Genomic DNA, 16,699 nt, shown 5'->3' on the forward strand with positions numbered 1-16,699 from the left:
GTTCGACGCCAAGCCGAGCAGCAGGCGCCGCAACCCCCGGTCAGCGCAGGCGTGCGGCGATAGTGGTGGCGACGTCGATGGTTTTGGCGCATACGTCCCAGTCGACGCCCGTAGCTATCCCGGATACGGCGATTCCCAGGTAGAACGATCCTCCTGATGGTACGGACACGTGAACATCGCAGCTGCCGTTGCGGCCGTCCGGACGGGTGCTCGGCTCGAGCACGGCGCGGTGTCCCGCGACCGTGATCTCCCGCGCGAGCGGATCCCGCACCCGGCGCTGCCCGAGATCGCCGAGGCCGGTGGTCTGGGGCGCGAATCCGATGGTGAAGCCGCCGGACACCCCGGTCTGGATGGAAGACCAGGAGCAGCGGGGCAGCTGCTGCGGCGGCGTGGCCGCCTTGGCGTCGGGTTCGAGTACGTAGCGGGCGATATCGTCCGGGCCGAGCACGCTGCACGGATGATAGGTGAGGTCGGCCGGCGTCCACGGCTGCGGCGGCAACGGCGCGACCGACGACGTGGTGACGTCGCCCGGCGACCCGACCGGCGGACGGTCGTCGGTGTCGCACCCGACCACCGTCATCGTGGCCACCAGACCGCACATCACCCCGGACAACCATCGGCGTCGATCACGCCAAGAATTCGGCATCGGCAATCCTCCCTGCCCCGATCACACCAGGTTCGCGGCGAGCCGGCCACTCACGCGCTCTCCACGCGCGGCTCCGCTACGACGAGCACTTGGATCTGTACTACTTCGCCTGGTTGGCGGGGTGCAAAAGGGGGATATCCGCGAAAGGGCCGGATGCATGTGAGACATGCGGCTGCCGAGAATGCGGAAAGGGGCTGGCATGGTGTCGAGCACGCTCGCCGCGCTCTACCAGGCGTCGGCTGAGGGGCCGCCCGGCCTGCTGCCCGCGCGCCAGCAGATGGCGTTCTCGCTGGGGTGGCACATCGTGCTCGCCTGTTTCGGGGTCGCTTTCCCCGCCATGATCTATGTGGTGCATCGCCGTGGCATCGTCCGCGACGACCGGACGGCCCTGGGATTGGCGAAGCGGTGGGCGACGGTTTCGGCGATCCTGTTCGCGATCGGCGCGGTCTCCGGGACGGTGCTGAGCTTCGAAATGGGCTTGCTGTGGCCGGGGCTGATGGGCCGCTACGGCGACGTGCTGGGTTTGCCGTTCGCCTTCGAAGGGCTTTCGTTCTTCATCGAAGCGATCTTCCTTGGCATCTATCTCTATGGCTGGGGTCGCATGGCCCCGCGCCTGCACCTCGCCATGCTCGTGCCGATGGGCGTCGCGGGGGTGATCGGCACCTTCTGCGTGGTCAGCGTCAACGCGTGGATGAACAACCCGACCGGCTTCCGCCTCGTCGACGGCGAGGTGACCGAGGTGAATCCGTGGCGAGCGATGTTCAACGACGGCGTCTACCTGCAGTTCGCGCATATGTGGGTCGGGGCGTTCATGGTCGTCGGATTCCTGGTGTCCGGGGTCTACGCGGCCGGTCTGCTGCGGGGACGTCGCGACGCACACCATCGGCTGGGGTTCACGGTCCCGTTCGTCTTCGCTACCGTCGCCGCGCTCGCGCAGCCCCTCATCGGACATGTCCTCGGAATGCGCGTGCACGACACGCAACCGTCGAAGCTGGCCGCGTTCGAACTCGCCCCCGCCGCGGAAGGGCCCGCCCCGCTGCGATTGGGCGGCGTCCTCGTCGACGGTGAGGTCAGGGGTGCGCTCGAGATTCCGCGCTTGGGTTCGATCATCGCCCGCAATTCCCTGACCGCCCCGGTCCCGGGTCTGGATGCCATACCTCCCGAGGATCGTCCGCCGGTCAACCTCACCCACCTCGCCTTTCAGAGCATGGTCGCCATCGGCACCCTGCTCGCGCTCATGGTGACCGTGTTCTGGCTGCTGCGCTGGCGGCGGCGCGACCTGCTGGCCGAACGCTGGTTCCTGGTCGCTGCGGTAGCCGCGGGGCCCTTGGCGATTCTCGCGCTGGAGTGCGGCTGGATCGCCACGGAAGTAGGCCGTCAGCCGTGGACGGTGTGGCAGGTGCTGCGCACCACCGACGCTGCCAGTACGAGCACCGGCCTCTGGTGGAGTTACGTCAGCGTGCTGCTGGTGTACGTCGGGATGACGGTGGGTGCGATCGTCGTCCTGCGTTCCATGGCCCGGCGCTGGCGCACCGGCGCCACGACCATCACCGCCCCTTACGGGCCGGGAGCGTCGCCGGTCGACCAAGCGCAGCGTGCCCGCAGCGTCGGAACGGGGTGACCGATGGATCTTTCCGACGTGGTCGCGACGGCGATGTTCACCGGGGTGGTGCTGTACGCGCTGTTCGCCGGCGCGGACTTCGGCTCCGGATTCTGGGACCTGACCGCGGGCGGGCCCCGGCGCGGCAGCCGCCTGCGCGTGCTCATCGACCACAGCATCGGACCGGTCTGGGAAGCCAATCACGTGTGGTTGATCTACATCCTGGTGTTCTTGTGGACCGCTTACCCGACGGCGTTCGCCGCGATCATGACCACTTTGTTCATCCCGATGAGTCTGGCCCTGCTCGGTATCGTGCTGCGCGGGGCGAACTTCGCGTTCCGTAAGTACTCCGCGACTCTGCGCCAGGCTCGCCTCTTCGGCGCCCTGTTCGCCGGCGCGTCGCTCATCACGCCGTTCTTCTTCGGCACCGCCGTCGGCGCGATCGCCTCCGGGCGGGTGCCCGCCGAGGGGTACGGCGACCGGGTGCGGTCGTGGCTGAATCCGACCTCGATCCTGGGCGGGACGCTGGCCGTCGGAACGTCCGCGTTCCTCGCCGGGGTCTTCCTCACCGCCGACGCCGCGCGTTCGGGCGACGACACACTCGCCGGTTACCTGCGCTCCCGCACCCTGATCGTCGGTGGCGTGACCGGGGCGGTCGCGATCGCCGCGATCGCCCCGATCCGGCACGACGCACCGACCCTGGGCTCCGGACTGCTCGGGCGCGCCTTGCCGCTGATCGCGCTCTCCGCCGCCGCCGGTGTGCTCACCCTGGTGCTGGTGTACCGTCGCCGATTCGCGTGGGCCCGCGTGCCCGCGACGGTCGCGGTCGCCGCGATCGTCATCGGGTGGGCGGTCGCGCAGACGCCGTGGATCCTGGTCGACGAGATGCTCATCGCGGATGCCGCGGGTGCCCGAGCGACTCTGGTCGGATTGCTCGCCGTGGTCGCGGTCGCCGCCGTCACGGTGCTTCCCGCGCTGACCTATCTGTTCTGGCTCACCCAGACCGACGCGTGGGTCCGCGACGAGCCCGCTCAGGTCCGATCTCCGGAGAAGGCGTAGCACCCTTGCCGGCGGTGAACCGTGTGACGGGAATCCCATGCGAGTACCGGAAGAACGGTTTGTTTACGGTCGCCCGTGGTACCCGGTGCACGTATCGGCCCGACAGCGCGGTCGTGCCGGTACGCAACCAGGGCCCACCGCTCGATGACCGGAGCGGGAGGCGCCTCTTCCGAGGGATTGACGGCGCAAAGGATTGCATCGTGATCGAGGACGCGAACGTGCCCAGCATCGACGACGACCGAGAGCGGATCATCTGGCCCGAGTCCAGCGCTTTGAGCGCATGGTGGGCGGATGTCATGGGCCACCGATTCCCCCGCGCGGAGACCACGACGCCGAGTTGACCCCATCCCGGCGGCCGGCGTCCCGTCGCGGCTGCCGTTCGTCGGTCGCGAGGTGTCGACCGGATCCCGGATCCGAGCGCTACGCCGCATCTCTTCCGGTAGCGGCCGTTCGAATCATGCCGATGACCACCGAAGAGACGCGCTGGCGACGTCTCGTGGGGCCAGCCACGGCGGAGACCGCGCGGCGTTCCCGCGAGATGTCGCCGCGGTAGATGCCCACGGCAACCGCACCGTCCCGTCGGCAGATGGTTCGTCGTGCGGCCGTGCTACATGCCGGAGCCTTCGGGCGCCGGTGACCGGCGCAGCGCGAGTAGCCTGTCGACCAGCTCGATCGCCGTCAGCGTCGACGGTACGGAGTCGGCGACGCGGATCTGGGCGGCGAGGCCGGCGGGGCAGCCGGGCCCCGGCCGGGAGGTTGTCGCGCATGCCGTACAGCCCTCGACGGCATCGGCGAGGTGGGCTTCGACATTGCGCGCGTCGAGCGCGGCGATCAAATCGAGCCCACTCAAGAAGTTGATCGGCATGTCGATGGTTTCCTCCGGCTCAATGTCCGATCGGGCGGCGAGTCGCCCACGATTGTCGCGGTCTTTTCCGCACCACGCAGCGCGACTCGCCTGAACGCCGGGTGGTGCGAGGCGGGCTGGCACCTGGCGGGGTGGCGATCCGTTGGGCGGCCGACGGCATTGTCGGCCTCCGACGTCATTGTCGGGTCGGATGTCCTGCGACGACTTTGTCGTACGGACGACGCGCAGCACGTGTTTATATAGGCTCCGCATCGGTAATGTAACAGATGGATATACCTGCGGGGAACCCGTCAGCGAACTTCTATACGACGAGTTACGCGCCTGCCTGTGCCCGGTTTCGAGAGCATGGGAGCGCGGTGGGTAAATCACCAGCGACGCATCGCAACGGTATGGTCTCCACACTTGGTCCGGCGACGATCGTCGGCTTGTTCGGTGCGTTGTGCGCTCCGCTCAGGCGGGCGGCGTGCGCAGCAACCGAGCCCGCCGGGTGAGGGTTAGCCCGATGCCCTCGGCGGCCGCGCGGACGGAGGCCGCGTGGGCATCGGGATGGAACCGGTGGGACGGGCCTGCCACGCTGATCGCGGCCACCACTCGGTCGCCCTCACGAACCGGGGCGGCCACGCACACGAGGCCGGGAGTCGATTCCTCGAATTCGAAGGCCACGCCGTCGGCCGCGATGCGATCGAGCTGCTGGCGCAGCGTGCCCGGCAGGACCATAGTCCGCGGGGTGTAGCGACGAAGCGGTCCGGCCAGCACTTTTTCGCGAAGTGCCGGATCGGCGTTGGCCAGCAGCACCTTGCCGATGGCCGTGCAGTGCACCGGCATGCGCCCCCCGATCCGCGACGGAGCGCTGGCCTGCCTGCGCCCGCCGATCTTGGTCAGATATACGACCTCCATGCCGTCGAGAACGCCCAGATGCGTGGTCTCGTGCATGCGGGCGTTCAGCTCCTCGAGGAACGGAATGGCCACCTCCAGCAGACTCCGCTCGACCGACGCGCGCATACCCAGCTCGAACAGATAGCCGCCGAGCCGATACCCGGCATCGGTGCGGTCCAGCAGCCGCACCGTCACCATATCGGCGAGCACGCGGTGCAAGGTGCCCTTCGGAATGCGGGTCCGTCGCGCGAGTTCGGCGAGACTCAAGGCCGTGTCGTCGATGGCGAACGCCTCGAGCACCGCCATGATCTTGCCCAGCACGGTCGTACCGTCGACCGCACGGCCTGCGAACGCGGATGACACCGTAGACCTCCGAACCTTTTCGGCACCCCGGGTCACTCTACCGGTGCGGCGTTCGGCTCAGTGGAACGCATTGCTGGCGGCGCGGTCGCGGCCGCGGCGACAGTGAGACCACTGTTTCGCCCTCCTCACCAGAATCCGGGACTGCCGATGCCAACACCTCCAGACCTCGACCGACGCTCCGCGACCGCGGACACGGCCACGCTCGCGGCCGGCCGGCTCAGCGCCGCTGCCCGCTCCGGCACCCCGTGCGCACCGGTACGCGACTTGATCGGCGCCGACGACATAGCCGCCGCGTACGCGGTGCAAGAGCTGCTCACCGCCGAGCGCATCGCGGCGGGCGCCGAAGTCGTCGGACGCAAGATCGGCTTGACCTCCCCGGCGGTACAGCGACAGCTCGGCGTCGACCAACCCGACTTCGGCGTGCTGTTCGATGACATGCGCTACCGGCAGGCCACGCCCGTGCCGCTGAGCCGGTTGCTGCAACCGAAGGTCGAAGCGGAGATCGCGTTCGCGCTCGCGGCGGACCTGGTCGACGGCCCACTCGACGCGGAGCAGGTGCGCAGCGCGGTCGACTATGCGGTTGCCGCACTGGAGATCGTCGACAGCCGCATCGCCGGCTGGGACATCACGTTCGGCGACACCGTCGCCGACAACGCCTCGAGCGGCCTTTTCGTTCTCGGCACCGATCGCCGCACCCTCGATTCCTTCGAGCCCGTCGCGGCACAGATGCGGATGGCGATCGACGGTGCCGAGGTGTCGACCGGAACCGGCGCCGCCTGCCTCGGCGATCCGCTGCACGCGCTGGCCTGGCTGGCCCGCACCACGCGGGAGTTCGGCCGTCCCCTGCGGGCTGGTCAGGTCGTTCTCTCGGGAGCGCTCGGACCGATGGCCGCCATCGAAGGCCCCGCAACCGTCACCGCGGACATCACCGGGCTCGGTTCGGTGACCGCGACCTTCATCCAGGAGTGAACCCATGAACGACAGCCCCGCCAAGCTCGAAGTCGCGGTGATCGGATCGGGCAACATCGGCACCGATCTGATGATCAAGGTGATCCGGCACTCGGAGGTGCTGAAGATGGGCGCCATGGTCGGTATCGACCCCGGATCCGACGGCCTCGCCCGCGCGCGCAGGCTCGGGGTCCCGACCACGGCCGACGGCGTCGAGGGACTGCTGAAGCTGCCGAACTTCGACGACATCGAGGTGATCTTCGACGCGACTTCCGCCAAAGCCCACGCCGCGCACGCCGCGGTGCTCGAACCGCTCGGCAAACGCCTGATCGATCTGACGCCCGCCGCGCTCGGCCCGTTCGTCGTACCGGCGGTGAACCTCGACGAACATCGTCATGCGCCCAACGTCAACATGGTGACCTGTGGTGGCCAGGCCACCATTCCGATCGTCGCCGCCATCTCCCGCGTCACACCGGTCGCTTACGCCGAGATCGTCGCGTCCATCGCCTCGAAATCCGCCGGACCGGGTACGCGCGCCAATATCGACGAGTTCACCGAGACCACCGCGCACGCGATCGAATCGGTCGGCGGCGCCCGGCGCGGCAAAGCCATCATCATTCTCAATCCGGCCGACCCGCCGCTGATCATGCGCGATACGGTGCTGTGCCTGGTCACCGCGCCGGATTCCGGTACCCACCAGGCGATTCGCGAATCGGTGGAGCAGATGATCGCGCATGTGGCGACCTATGTGCCCGGCTATCGCCTCAAGCAGCAGGTCCAGATCACCGCCGTCCCAGAAGACCAGCCGGTGCACACGCTGCTCGGCCCGGACGCGGCGGCCTCGCCCACCCACCAGGTGACGGTCTTCCTCGAAGTCGAAGGAGCCGCCCACTACCTACCGGCCTACGCGGGCAATCTCGACATCATGACCTCGGCGGCCGTGCGCTACGCCGAATCCATCGCCGACACGATCGCCGCACCGGCAGAACAGGGAGCGCTCCGATGACCACCCAGCTGTTCATCCAAGACGTCACACTCCGCGACGGCATGCACGCGGTGCGCCACCGCATCACTCCCGACGACGTCGGGCGGATCGTGGCCGCGCTCGACGCGGCGGGGGTCGACGGCATCGAGGTCGCCCACGGCGACGGCCTCGCCGGAGGTAGCTTGAACTACGGCCCGGGGAGCAACACCGATTGGGAGTGGATCGAAGCCGCCGCCGCGAATCTCACGCACGCCAGGTTGACCTCCCTGCTGTTGCCAGGCATCGGCACCATCGAAGAACTGAAGCACGCCTACCGACTGGGCGTCCGGTCGGTGCGGGTGGCCACGCACTGCACCGAAGCCGATGTGTCCGCCCAGCACATCGCCACCGCGCGGGAACTCGGCATGGACGTCTCCGGGTTCCTGATGATGTCGCACATGGCCGAACCAGCTCGCCTGGCCGAGCAAGCGAAACTGATGGAATCCTATGGGGCGCAGTGCGTCTACGTCACCGACTCGGGCGGCCGGTTGACCATGAACGGTGTCCGTGACCGGGTCCGTGCCTACCGTCAGGTGCTCGATCCGGGCACCGAGATCGGCATCCACGCGCACGAGAACTTGTCGTTGTCGGTGGCCAATTCCGTTGTGGCCGTGGAGGAAGGTGTCACCCGGGTGGACGCCTCGCTCGCCGGGCACGGGGCCGGGGCGGGCAACTGCCCGATCGAACCGTTCGTCGCCGTCGCCGACCTGTACGGCTGGAAGCACAACTGCGATCTGTTCGCTCTGCAAGACGCCGCCGACGACCTGGTGCGGCCATTGCAGGATCGCCCGGTGCGCGTGGACCGGGAAACCCTGACTCTCGGGTACGCCGGGGTCTACTCGTCCTTCCTGCGGCATGCCGAAACCGCCTCGCGGCGCTACGGAATCGACGTGCGCACGATCCTGCTCGAGGTGGGACGCCGCGGACTGGTCGGCGGGCAAGAGGACCTCATCGTGGACATCGCCCTGGATTTGGTCGCCGCGTCCAGCAGCTCCGCGGACTGACCGCGTCGACCTCTCCGATGGTGGTGGTCGTCGTCACCGAGCCGAGGCCCTCCCATGATTGCGTTGCACGCGTGCGAGACTCGGGGACGATGCTCACCTACTTTCAAGCGACTGTCATCGGTGCGGTGCAGGGTGTCACCGAACTGTTCCCGATCTCCAGCCTCGGCCACTCCGTGCTGGTCGCGGCGTGGCTGGGCGGCGATTGGGAGAAGCTGACCGGCGAGGGCGAATCCGGCACACCGTATCTGGCGTTCGTGGTGGCGCTGCACGTGGCGACCGCGGTGGCGCTGCTCGGCTACTACTGGCGCGACTGGTGCGCGATCGTCGCGGGTCTGTTCACCACGCTGCGCACCGGGCGGCTCGACACCATTCCGCAGCGGCTGGCGTGGCTGATCGTCATCGCCACCGTTCCCGTCGGCGTCCTCGGCTTTCTGCTGGAGCATCCGCTGCACGCCTTGTTCGGGACGCCCGTCTACGCCGCCTTCTTCCTGGCGCTCAACGGTGTCGTGCTGATCATCGGCGAGGGATTGCGCCGTCGGAACGAGCCGTCCCTGGCCGAATACGGCCGACGGTTCGCCCGGCAGGAAGCCCGGCGCGGCACGCTCACCGCCGAGGCGGAGACCCGTCGCCAATCCGACCGGCCGCTGGCCGCCCTCGGGGCACGGGATGCCCTGGGGATCGGTTTCGCCCAAGTCGGCGCGCTGCTGACCGGTTTCAGCCGTGCTGGCCTGACCATGGTCGGCGGCTTGTGGCGTGGTCTCGCGCACGAGCACGCGGCCAAGTTCGCCTTCCTGCTGGCCACCCCGGCGATTCTGGGCGCGGGTCTGCTCGAGATTCCCGAACTGGTGGGTCCGAGGACCGAGGGCATCCGCGGGCCGGTGCTGGTCGGCGCCATCGTCTCCGGAGTGTCGTCCTGGCTGGCAGTACGGTTCCTGGAGCGGTACTTCCAGACCCGCACCCTCCTGCCGTTCGCGGTGTATTGCATCGCCGCCGGGGCTGTCTCACTCGTCCACTTCGGCTGAGGTCGCCTGGACGGAGGTCTACGGCCCGGCTCCGGCGAGCCGGGCCGATCAACCGGTTACGCGCATTCGTCGGTCGGCACCTCACTGTCGTCATCCAGGACGACCGATGCGCCGACGCTGCCGGCGGCGACCAGTTCGATCAGAGCGGCGGACGATCCCGGTTCCTCGCGCTGCACTATTTCGGACTCGTAGGTGAGTTCGGCACCGTCGCGCAATTGCGCGGCCGCGGCCGCCAAATCGTCATAGCTCAGGGTCTGCTCCCCGACGAAAGCCGCGTCGCTGCCGCGCAGGGCGCGGGTGCGGTGGGCGTAGGTGACCGGGCGGGGGGATTCGGCGGCGATCTCGGCGACGAGGGTGGGGTCGTCGAGGGCGAGCCAGTCCAGCGCGCCGGTCGAGCCGGAGCCGCCGGTCGTGAGACCGATCTTGATCTCCGGTTCGTGCGGCAGCGGTGCGTCGAGTGCGTCGACCGGGACGACCGCGGCGCCGGTCTTGAGGACGGCCCAGGTGGCGATGACCGCCTCGATGCCGCGGTCCAGCCGCAGCGCGACGCCCGCGCCCGGTCCGCAGCCGCGCGCGATGAGAACCCGCGCCAACCGCGACGAACGCGTCTCCAAACCGTGGTAGGACAGCTCCTCGTCGCCGGACGCGACGGCGGGGGCGTCGGGGTCGTCCTCCACCGCGGCCACGAGTGCTTGGGTGAGCGTGGTGCCCGCGGTCGTGGCCGAACTCTGCGGTGGAGCGGCATCCCTCTTGGCCGTGCCGAATTCCCGTTCGGCGTCGTCGAGGATGTCGATGTCGCCGATGAGGGTGTGCGGGTCGGTGGCGATGGTGGTGAGGATGCGTTCGAGTCGGCGGCCGAGGGTTTGGACGGTGGTTTCGTCGAACAGGTCGGTGGCGTAGGTGAACACGGTGTCGAGTTCGCCGGGGGTGCCGTCGTCGCGGTGGTGGGGGTTGACGTTGACCTGCAGGTCGAATTTCGCTGCGACGCTGCCGGTGTCGAGCGCGGCGACGGTCAGGCCGGGCAGCCGCAGGGTGGGTTGTTCGTTGTTCTGGAACGACAGCACGACGCCGAACAGGGGGTTGTGGGTGGTCGCGCGGCCGGGGGCGACGACTTCCACGACGCGTTCGAAGGGGATGTCGGCGTTGGCGAAGGCGGCCAGGTCGGTTTCGCGGGCTTGGTCGACCAGTTCGGTGAAGCTCATGCCCGCCTCGACGCGGGTGCGCAGGGCGAGGGTGTTGACGAACATGCCGACCAGGTCGTCGAGCACGCGTTCGCCGCGTCCGGCGATGGGTGTGCCGATGGCGACGTCCGGGTCGCCGGACAACCGCGCCAGCAGCACCGCCAAGGCGGCGTGCACGACCATGAACAAGGTGCAATTGTGCTCGCGCGCCAGGGCCGTGAGGGCCTGATGGATTTCCGGAGACAGGGCGAAGCCGGTATGGGCGCCGCGCATCGAAGCCACCGCCGGGCGGGGCCGGTCCAGCGGCAGGTCGGATTCCCCGGTCAGTCCGTCGAGTTGACTGCGCCAGTAGGCCAGTTGGTGGGCGGCGACGGAGGTGGGGTCGTCGTCGGTGCCGATCACACTGCGTTGCCAGATGGCATAGTCGGCGTACTGCAGTTCCAGCGGCGACCAGCGGGGGGATTCGCCGCTGCTGCGGGCCAGGTAGGCGGTCACCAGATCGCGCGCCAGCGGCGCCATGGACGCGCCGTCGGCGGCGATGTGGTGGGCGACCACCGCCAGCAGATGCTCATCGGCGCCGGCCCGCGCGAGCAGTGCCCGCACCGGCACCTGCTCGGTGACATCGAACCCGGTCAGCATCAACTCCGTCACCTGGGTGAGCGGGTCGTCGGTGGCGGTGATCTCCAGCCCGCCGGGCAGGGCTTGCTCCACGGGGAGGATCTGTTGGTACGGCAATCCGCCCGGCCCGGCCGGATACCGGGTGCGCAGCGATTCGTGGCGTTCGAGCACGTCCGCCATGGCGGACCGCAATGCGGCGACATCCAATTCCCCGGTCAACCGGATCGCCATCGGAATGTTGTAAGCAGGGGAGGCTGGGTCGAACTGGTTGAGCACCCACATCCGTTGCTGCGCCAGCGACAACGGGATCGGTTCCACCCGCTCGGCGCGCGAAAGGTGGGGGCGGGCGCCGCCCCCGGCGCCGGGCACCACCCGCGCGGCCAGCGCTGCCACCGTCGGCGCTTCGAACAGCTCGCGCACCGCCACATTCGCGTCCAGCGCCTCGTTGATCCGCGCCACCGCCCGCGTGGCGACCAACGAGTTACCGCCCAACGCGAAGAAGTCGTCGTCCAAGCCGACCTCTGGCGCACCCAGCAACGCGGCGAACACTTCCGCCACCGCCTGCTCCACCGGCGAACTCGGCGCGCGGTAGGCGACCGCGCTGCTGATCTCCGGTGCGGGTAGCGCGCGGCGGTCGAGTTTGCCGTTGGGGGTCAGCGGCAGCGTTTCCAGTGTGACGACCGCGTCGGGGACCATGTAGCCGGTGAGGAACTGCGCGAGTTGCGCGCGGATCGCGGCCGGATCGATGGTGGCGCCGGTGTCGGCCACTACATAGCCGATGAGGCGTTGACCGGTGTGCTCGTCGTCGCGGACCAGCGCGACCGCCTGACTCACTCCCGGGCAGCGCAGCAGCGCCGCTTCGATCTCGCCGAGTTCGATACGAAAACCACGCAATTGGACCTGCTGGTCGCCACGCCCGGCGTACTCGAGGACGGCGTCGTCGCCGCGTGTACGCCAGCGGCCGACATCACCCGAGCGATACATTCGCGACCCCGGCGCACCGAACGGATCGGCCACGAACCGGGTCGCGGTCAGTCCGGGACGGCCCAGATACCCGCGGGAGAGCTGCGCACCCACGACATGGATCTCACCGGCCACCGCCACCGGCGCCGGGTGCAGCCGCCAGTCCAGCACGTACGCCGCCAAACCGGGCAGGGCGCGGCCGATCACACTGGCCGACTCCCGCGCATCCTCTGCGGCCAAGGGCAGGAACGACACATGCACCGTGGTCTCGGTGATGCCGTACATGTTCACCAACCGGGTGCGTTCACCGTGGCGGTCATACCAGCGGCCCAGCTTCCGCAGATCCAGCGCCTCCCCACCGAAGATGACGTACCGCAACGCCAGCTCACCCGCGCTCGCCGCCCGATCGGCCTCCACCAACTGGTAGAACGCCGAGGGCGTCTGGTTGAGCACGGTCACCCCTTCCCGGATCAGCAATTCACGGAACTGCTCGGGGGAGCGGGAGGTCAGATAGTCGACCACGATCACGCTGCCGCCGTGCGCCAACCCGGCCCACAACTCCCACACCGAGAAGTCGAAGGCGAAGGAGTGGAACAACGTCCACACATCGGTTTCGTCGAACTCGAACAACGGCTGGGTATTGGCCAGCAACTCCAGCACATTGCGGTGCGCGACGCCGACGCCCTTGGGCACGCCGGTGGAGCCGGAGGTGTAGATGACGTAGGCCAAATTGTCCGGGCGCAGCGGCCGTACCCGCTCGCCATCTTCGACCGGCGCATCCGAGTAACGTGCCGCGTCGGACAACGACACCACCGGCAACGCACCCGACGGCACCGCCTCCTGCCCGGTGGTGGTCAGGACGCACACCGGCGCGGCGTCTTCGAGCATGAATTCCAGCCGCTGTACCGGGTAGCTGGTGTCGATCGGCAGGTAGGCCGCGCCGGAGATGAGCACACCGAGCAGCGCGACCGGTAGCTCCTCGGTACGCGGCACGGCGACCGCGACCACCGTTTCCGGGCCCGCGCCGTGGGCGATCAACGCGCGCGCGACCTGGTTGGCGCGGCGATGCAGTTGCTCGAAGGTGAGTGCGGTCTCGCCGTAGCGGACCGCGACCGCCTCGGGCCGGTTGCGGGCTTGGGTGGTGATGACATCGACCAACGTCACCTCCGGCACGATCGCCCCGGGAGTGGACCATTCGTGCAGCACCAACTCCCGCTCCCCGGGGGCCAGCACATCGATATCACCCACCACCACCGACGCGTCCGCGGCGACCGCGGCCAGGATCCGGGTGAACCGGTCGGCGAAATCACGCACCGTCGCGGTGTCGAACAGATCGGTGGCATAGGTGAACGCCGCCGACAACCCGCCCGGGCGGCCGTGCCGGTCGAGGTTCTCCGCGACCGCCAACTGCAGATCGAACTTCGCCAGCCCCACCGCCAGATCCAGCCCCGACACCGACAAACCCGGCAACGCCAACTCCGGCACCGTCAGATTCTGGAAGGTCAACATCACCTGGAACAACGGATGCCGCGCCGGGGAGCGCGGCGGGTCCAGCACCTCCACCAACCGCTCGAACGGCACATCCGCATGCCCGAACGCCGCCACATCCACCGACCGCACCCCCGCCAGCAACCCCGCGAACGACACCCCGGGATCGATGTCGGTGCGCAACACCAGCGTGTTGACGAACATGCCGATCAGATCATCCAGCGCCGCTTCCCCGCGCCCGGCCACCGGCGTGCCGACCGCGATGTCCCGCGAATTCGACAACCGCGCCAGCAACACCGCCAACGCCGCATGCACCACCATGAACACCGTCGCGTTGTGTTCGTGCGCGACCCGGCTCAACCCCGCATGCACCTGGGCATCGATATCGAACCCGAGGGTGGCACCCCGATACGACGCCACCGCAGGCCGCGCCCGATCCGCGGGCAACTCCACCTGCTCGGGCAACCCCGCCAACGCCTGCCGCCAGAACCCCACCTGCTGCGCCAGAACCGAATCCGGGTCCTGCTCCGCACCCAGGATCTCCCGCTGCCACAACGCGTAATCCGCGTACTGCACCTCCAACGCCGGCCACTGCGGCGCCCCGCCGCGCATCCGGTCCACATAAGCGCTCATCAGATCGCGAGTCAACGGCCCCATGGAAAACCCGTCACCCGCGATGTGATGCACCACGCACACCAGCACGTGCTCGGACTCGCTCAACACGATCAACCGCACCCGCACCGGCGGCGCAACCGTGACATCGAAACCCTCGGTTACCGCGGCTGCCACGAGCTCGGGCACCTCGGGCTCCTCGGCCTGCTCGACCACGAGTTCCGGCACGGCACGCGGATCGGACGTGGGTAGCACCACCTGGTAGCCCTCGCCGTCCACATCCGGATACACCGTGCGCAACGCCTCGTGCCGCGCCACCACATCCGCTACCGCAGCCCGCAACGCCGCCATATCCAACGCGCCGCTCAACCGCACCGCGACCGGAATATTGTTCACCCCACTCGCGGGATCGAACCGGTTCAAAAACCACATCCGCTGCTGGGCATACGACAACGGCACCCGCTCCGGGCGCGGCCACGCCCGCAACGCCTGCCCCGCCGCGGACCCCGCATGTTGCTCCACCCGCGCCGCCAACCCAGCGACCGTCGTCGCCTCGAACAGCAACTGCACCGGCACCCGCACATCCAACGCCGCACCGATCCGCGCCGCCGCCTGCGCCGCCAGCAGCGAGTTCCCGCCCAATTCGAAGAAGTCGTCATCCGCGCCGACGCGGCCGTCCTCCTCCGGCACCAGCAACGCCGCGAACACCTCCGCGACGATCTCCTCCACCGGCGTCGACGGCGCCCGGAACGCCCGCGCCGCGAACACCGGCTCCGGCAACGCCGCCCGATCCAACTTCCCCACCGGCGTCAACGGAATCTCGTCCAGCACGATGATCGACGCGGGAATCATGTACGCGGGCAACGACTCGGCGATGAAGTCGACCAACGCGGCGGTGTCGATGCCTGCCATGTCGTCCTTCGGCAGCACGTAGGAGACCAACATGGTCAAACCGTTCGGTTGCCGCTTGCCCAGCGTCGCCGCGAACTCGACATCCGGATGGCGGCTCAGCGCGTCATCGATCTCGCCCAGTTCCACGCGGAAACCGCGGACCTTCACCTGGAAGTCCGAGCGACCCAGGACCTCGATGCCGCCCGTGTTCAGGCGGCGCGCCAAGTCGCCGGTGCGGTACATGCGCGAGCCGGGATTGCCGGCCTCGCCGCCGAAGGGATTGGCCACGAATCGCTCGGCGGTCAGGCCCGGCCGGTTGAGGTAGCCCTGCGCCAGCGCGGGGCCGGACAGATACAGTTCGCCGACCACGCCGGCCGGGGCCGGGCGCAGGCGGGAATCGAGTACGAACAGGCCGAATCCGGGTATCGCGTTGCCGATCGTGATCGTCTCACCCGGGACGAGCGGCGCGCTGCTGGTCGCGATGACCGTCGCCTCGGTGGGACCGTAGCCGTTGATCATTGCGCGGCCGTCACTGCTCCACCGGTTCACCAGGTGGGGTCCGAACCGGTCGCCGATGACCATGACGACGCGCAGGTCCGTAAGGCCCGCGGGATCGACCGATTCGAGTGCGCCGGGCGTGATCAGCATGTGGGTGACGCGTTCGCGCTGAAGGAGTTCGGTGAGTTCGAACCCGCCGAACACCGTCGGCGGCGCGATCACCAGCGTCGATCCGGTGGCGAAAGCGAGCAGCAGTTCCAGCACCGATACGTCGAAGTTCGGCGAGCAGATGTGCATCACCCGCGAGCCCTCCGTGACGTCGTAGCGCTCCCGTTCGGAGGCCACCATCGCGCCCAATCCGGAGTGGGTGACCACGACGCCCTTGGGCCGGCCGGTGGAGCCGGAGGTGAAGATCACGTAAGCGGGATGATGTTCGGTGAGCAGCCGCACCCGATCGGTGTACGACACCGGGTGTGCGGTCCGCCCCGCGATCCGCTCCTTGTCTCGCGGATCGTCGAGTTCGATCCACGGGATGGAAGTACCCAGTGCCGCACGGTATACGGACGTGGTCAGACCCAACGCGGCTCCCGAATCGGACACCATGTAGCTGATCCGCTCGGGCGGGTAGGTGGGATCGATCGGCACGTAGGCGGCGCCCGTCTTGGCCACGGCCCACACCGACAGCACCGACTCGAGGGAGCGCCGAATGCCGATGGCCACCACGTCGCCGGGGCCGATTCCCCGGTCGATCAGCTCGCGCGCCAACCGTGACGACGATTCGTCGAGCTGCCGGTAGGTCAGCTCGACGGTATCGGCGGAATCACCCGTCGGGCTGAATCGGATCGCGACCGTGTCTGCGGCGGATTCGACCGCGGCGGTGAGCAGCTGCCCGAAGAGCAGACCGCCGGAACGGCGACGGCGGTTTCCACGCGCGGAACGGCGGTCCATCTTCATTTCCCGTGCTTTCTCACTCAGGTGGCGCCGGCTCCTCTGGCCGAACACCATCGATCCAACCCACAACCTCGCTACTTGCTCGCAATG

11 protein-coding genes are annotated in these 16,699 nt (G+C 68.7%); 7 read left to right on the top strand and 4 right to left on the bottom strand.

Annotated elements, in window-relative coordinates:
• Positions 1 to 40: 40 nt before the first annotated feature.
• Entirely contained in the window at positions 41 to 646 is a 606-nt protein-coding gene (locus QMG86_RS14450; RefSeq protein WP_281880098.1) for a DUF3558 family protein, read from the bottom strand.
• A 199-nt stretch (positions 647 to 845) separates the two neighbouring features.
• Between QMG86_RS14450 and QMG86_RS14455 the strand changes: the two genes are divergently transcribed.
• The 3 genes from QMG86_RS14455 (at position 846) to QMG86_RS14465 (ending at position 3,646) form a co-directional block, all read left to right on the top strand.
• On the top strand, positions 846 to 2,267 hold the full coding sequence (locus tag QMG86_RS14455; protein WP_281880099.1) for a cytochrome ubiquinol oxidase subunit I: 1,422 nt from the start codon (positions 846 to 848) through the stop codon (positions 2,265 to 2,267).
• Positions 2,268 to 2,270: 3 nt separating this feature from the next.
• Entirely contained in the window at positions 2,271 to 3,305 is a 1,035-nt protein-coding gene (locus QMG86_RS14460) for a cytochrome d ubiquinol oxidase subunit II (protein ID WP_281880100.1), read from the top strand.
• 200 nt (positions 3,306 to 3,505) lie between these two features.
• Positions 3,506 to 3,646: a hypothetical protein gene (locus QMG86_RS14465; protein WP_281880101.1), complete on the top strand. Its 141-nt coding sequence runs from the start codon at positions 3,506 to 3,508 to the stop codon at positions 3,644 to 3,646.
• A 266-nt stretch (positions 3,647 to 3,912) separates the two neighbouring features.
• Here QMG86_RS14465 and QMG86_RS14470 read toward each other — a convergent pair whose 3' ends face one another.
• The gene (locus tag QMG86_RS14470; RefSeq protein WP_281880102.1) at positions 3,913 to 4,170 is read right to left on the bottom strand and encodes a hypothetical protein; all 258 of its coding nucleotides are present in this window, start codon (positions 4,168 to 4,170) and stop codon (positions 3,913 to 3,915) included.
• Between the two features lie 450 nt (positions 4,171 to 4,620).
• A complete protein-coding gene (locus tag QMG86_RS14475) occupies positions 4,621 to 5,352 on the bottom strand; it encodes an IclR family transcriptional regulator (RefSeq protein ID WP_281880961.1) in 732 nt (243 codons plus the stop codon).
• A 204-nt stretch (positions 5,353 to 5,556) separates the two neighbouring features.
• On the opposite strand from QMG86_RS14475, the gene QMG86_RS14480 reads away from it, so the two are divergent.
• The 4 genes from QMG86_RS14480 (at position 5,557) to QMG86_RS14495 (ending at position 9,407) form a co-directional block, all read left to right on the top strand.
• A complete protein-coding gene (locus QMG86_RS14480; protein ID WP_281880104.1) occupies positions 5,557 to 6,378 on the top strand; it encodes a 2-keto-4-pentenoate hydratase in 822 nt (273 codons plus the stop codon).
• Between the two features lie 4 nt (positions 6,379 to 6,382).
• Positions 6,383 to 7,363 carry an acetaldehyde dehydrogenase (acetylating) gene (locus QMG86_RS14485; RefSeq protein WP_281880105.1) on the top strand — a complete coding sequence of 327 codons (981 nt, stop codon included), beginning with the start codon at positions 6,383 to 6,385 and terminating at the stop codon, positions 7,361 to 7,363.
• Positions 7,360 to 8,385, top strand: a complete 1,026-nt coding sequence (gene dmpG / locus QMG86_RS14490; RefSeq protein ID WP_281880107.1) for a 4-hydroxy-2-oxovalerate aldolase — start codon at positions 7,360 to 7,362, stop codon at positions 8,383 to 8,385. The genes QMG86_RS14485 and dmpG overlap by 4 nt, the downstream gene beginning before the upstream one ends.
• A gap of 89 nt (positions 8,386 to 8,474) precedes the next feature.
• Positions 8,475 to 9,407, top strand: a complete 933-nt coding sequence (locus QMG86_RS14495) for an undecaprenyl-diphosphate phosphatase (protein WP_281880109.1) — start codon at positions 8,475 to 8,477, stop codon at positions 9,405 to 9,407.
• 56 nt (positions 9,408 to 9,463) lie between these two features.
• On the opposite strand, the gene QMG86_RS14500 is transcribed toward QMG86_RS14495, so the two are convergent.
• On the bottom strand, positions 9,464 to 16,612 hold the full coding sequence (locus QMG86_RS14500; RefSeq protein WP_281880110.1) for a non-ribosomal peptide synthetase: 7,149 nt from the start codon (positions 16,610 to 16,612) through the stop codon (positions 9,464 to 9,466).
• Positions 16,613 to 16,699 lie beyond the last annotated feature (87 nt).

Origin of the sequence: Nocardia sputorum (genome assembly GCF_027924405.1) — a bacterium.
GTDB lineage: Bacteria > Actinomycetota > Actinomycetes > Mycobacteriales > Mycobacteriaceae > Nocardia > Nocardia sputorum.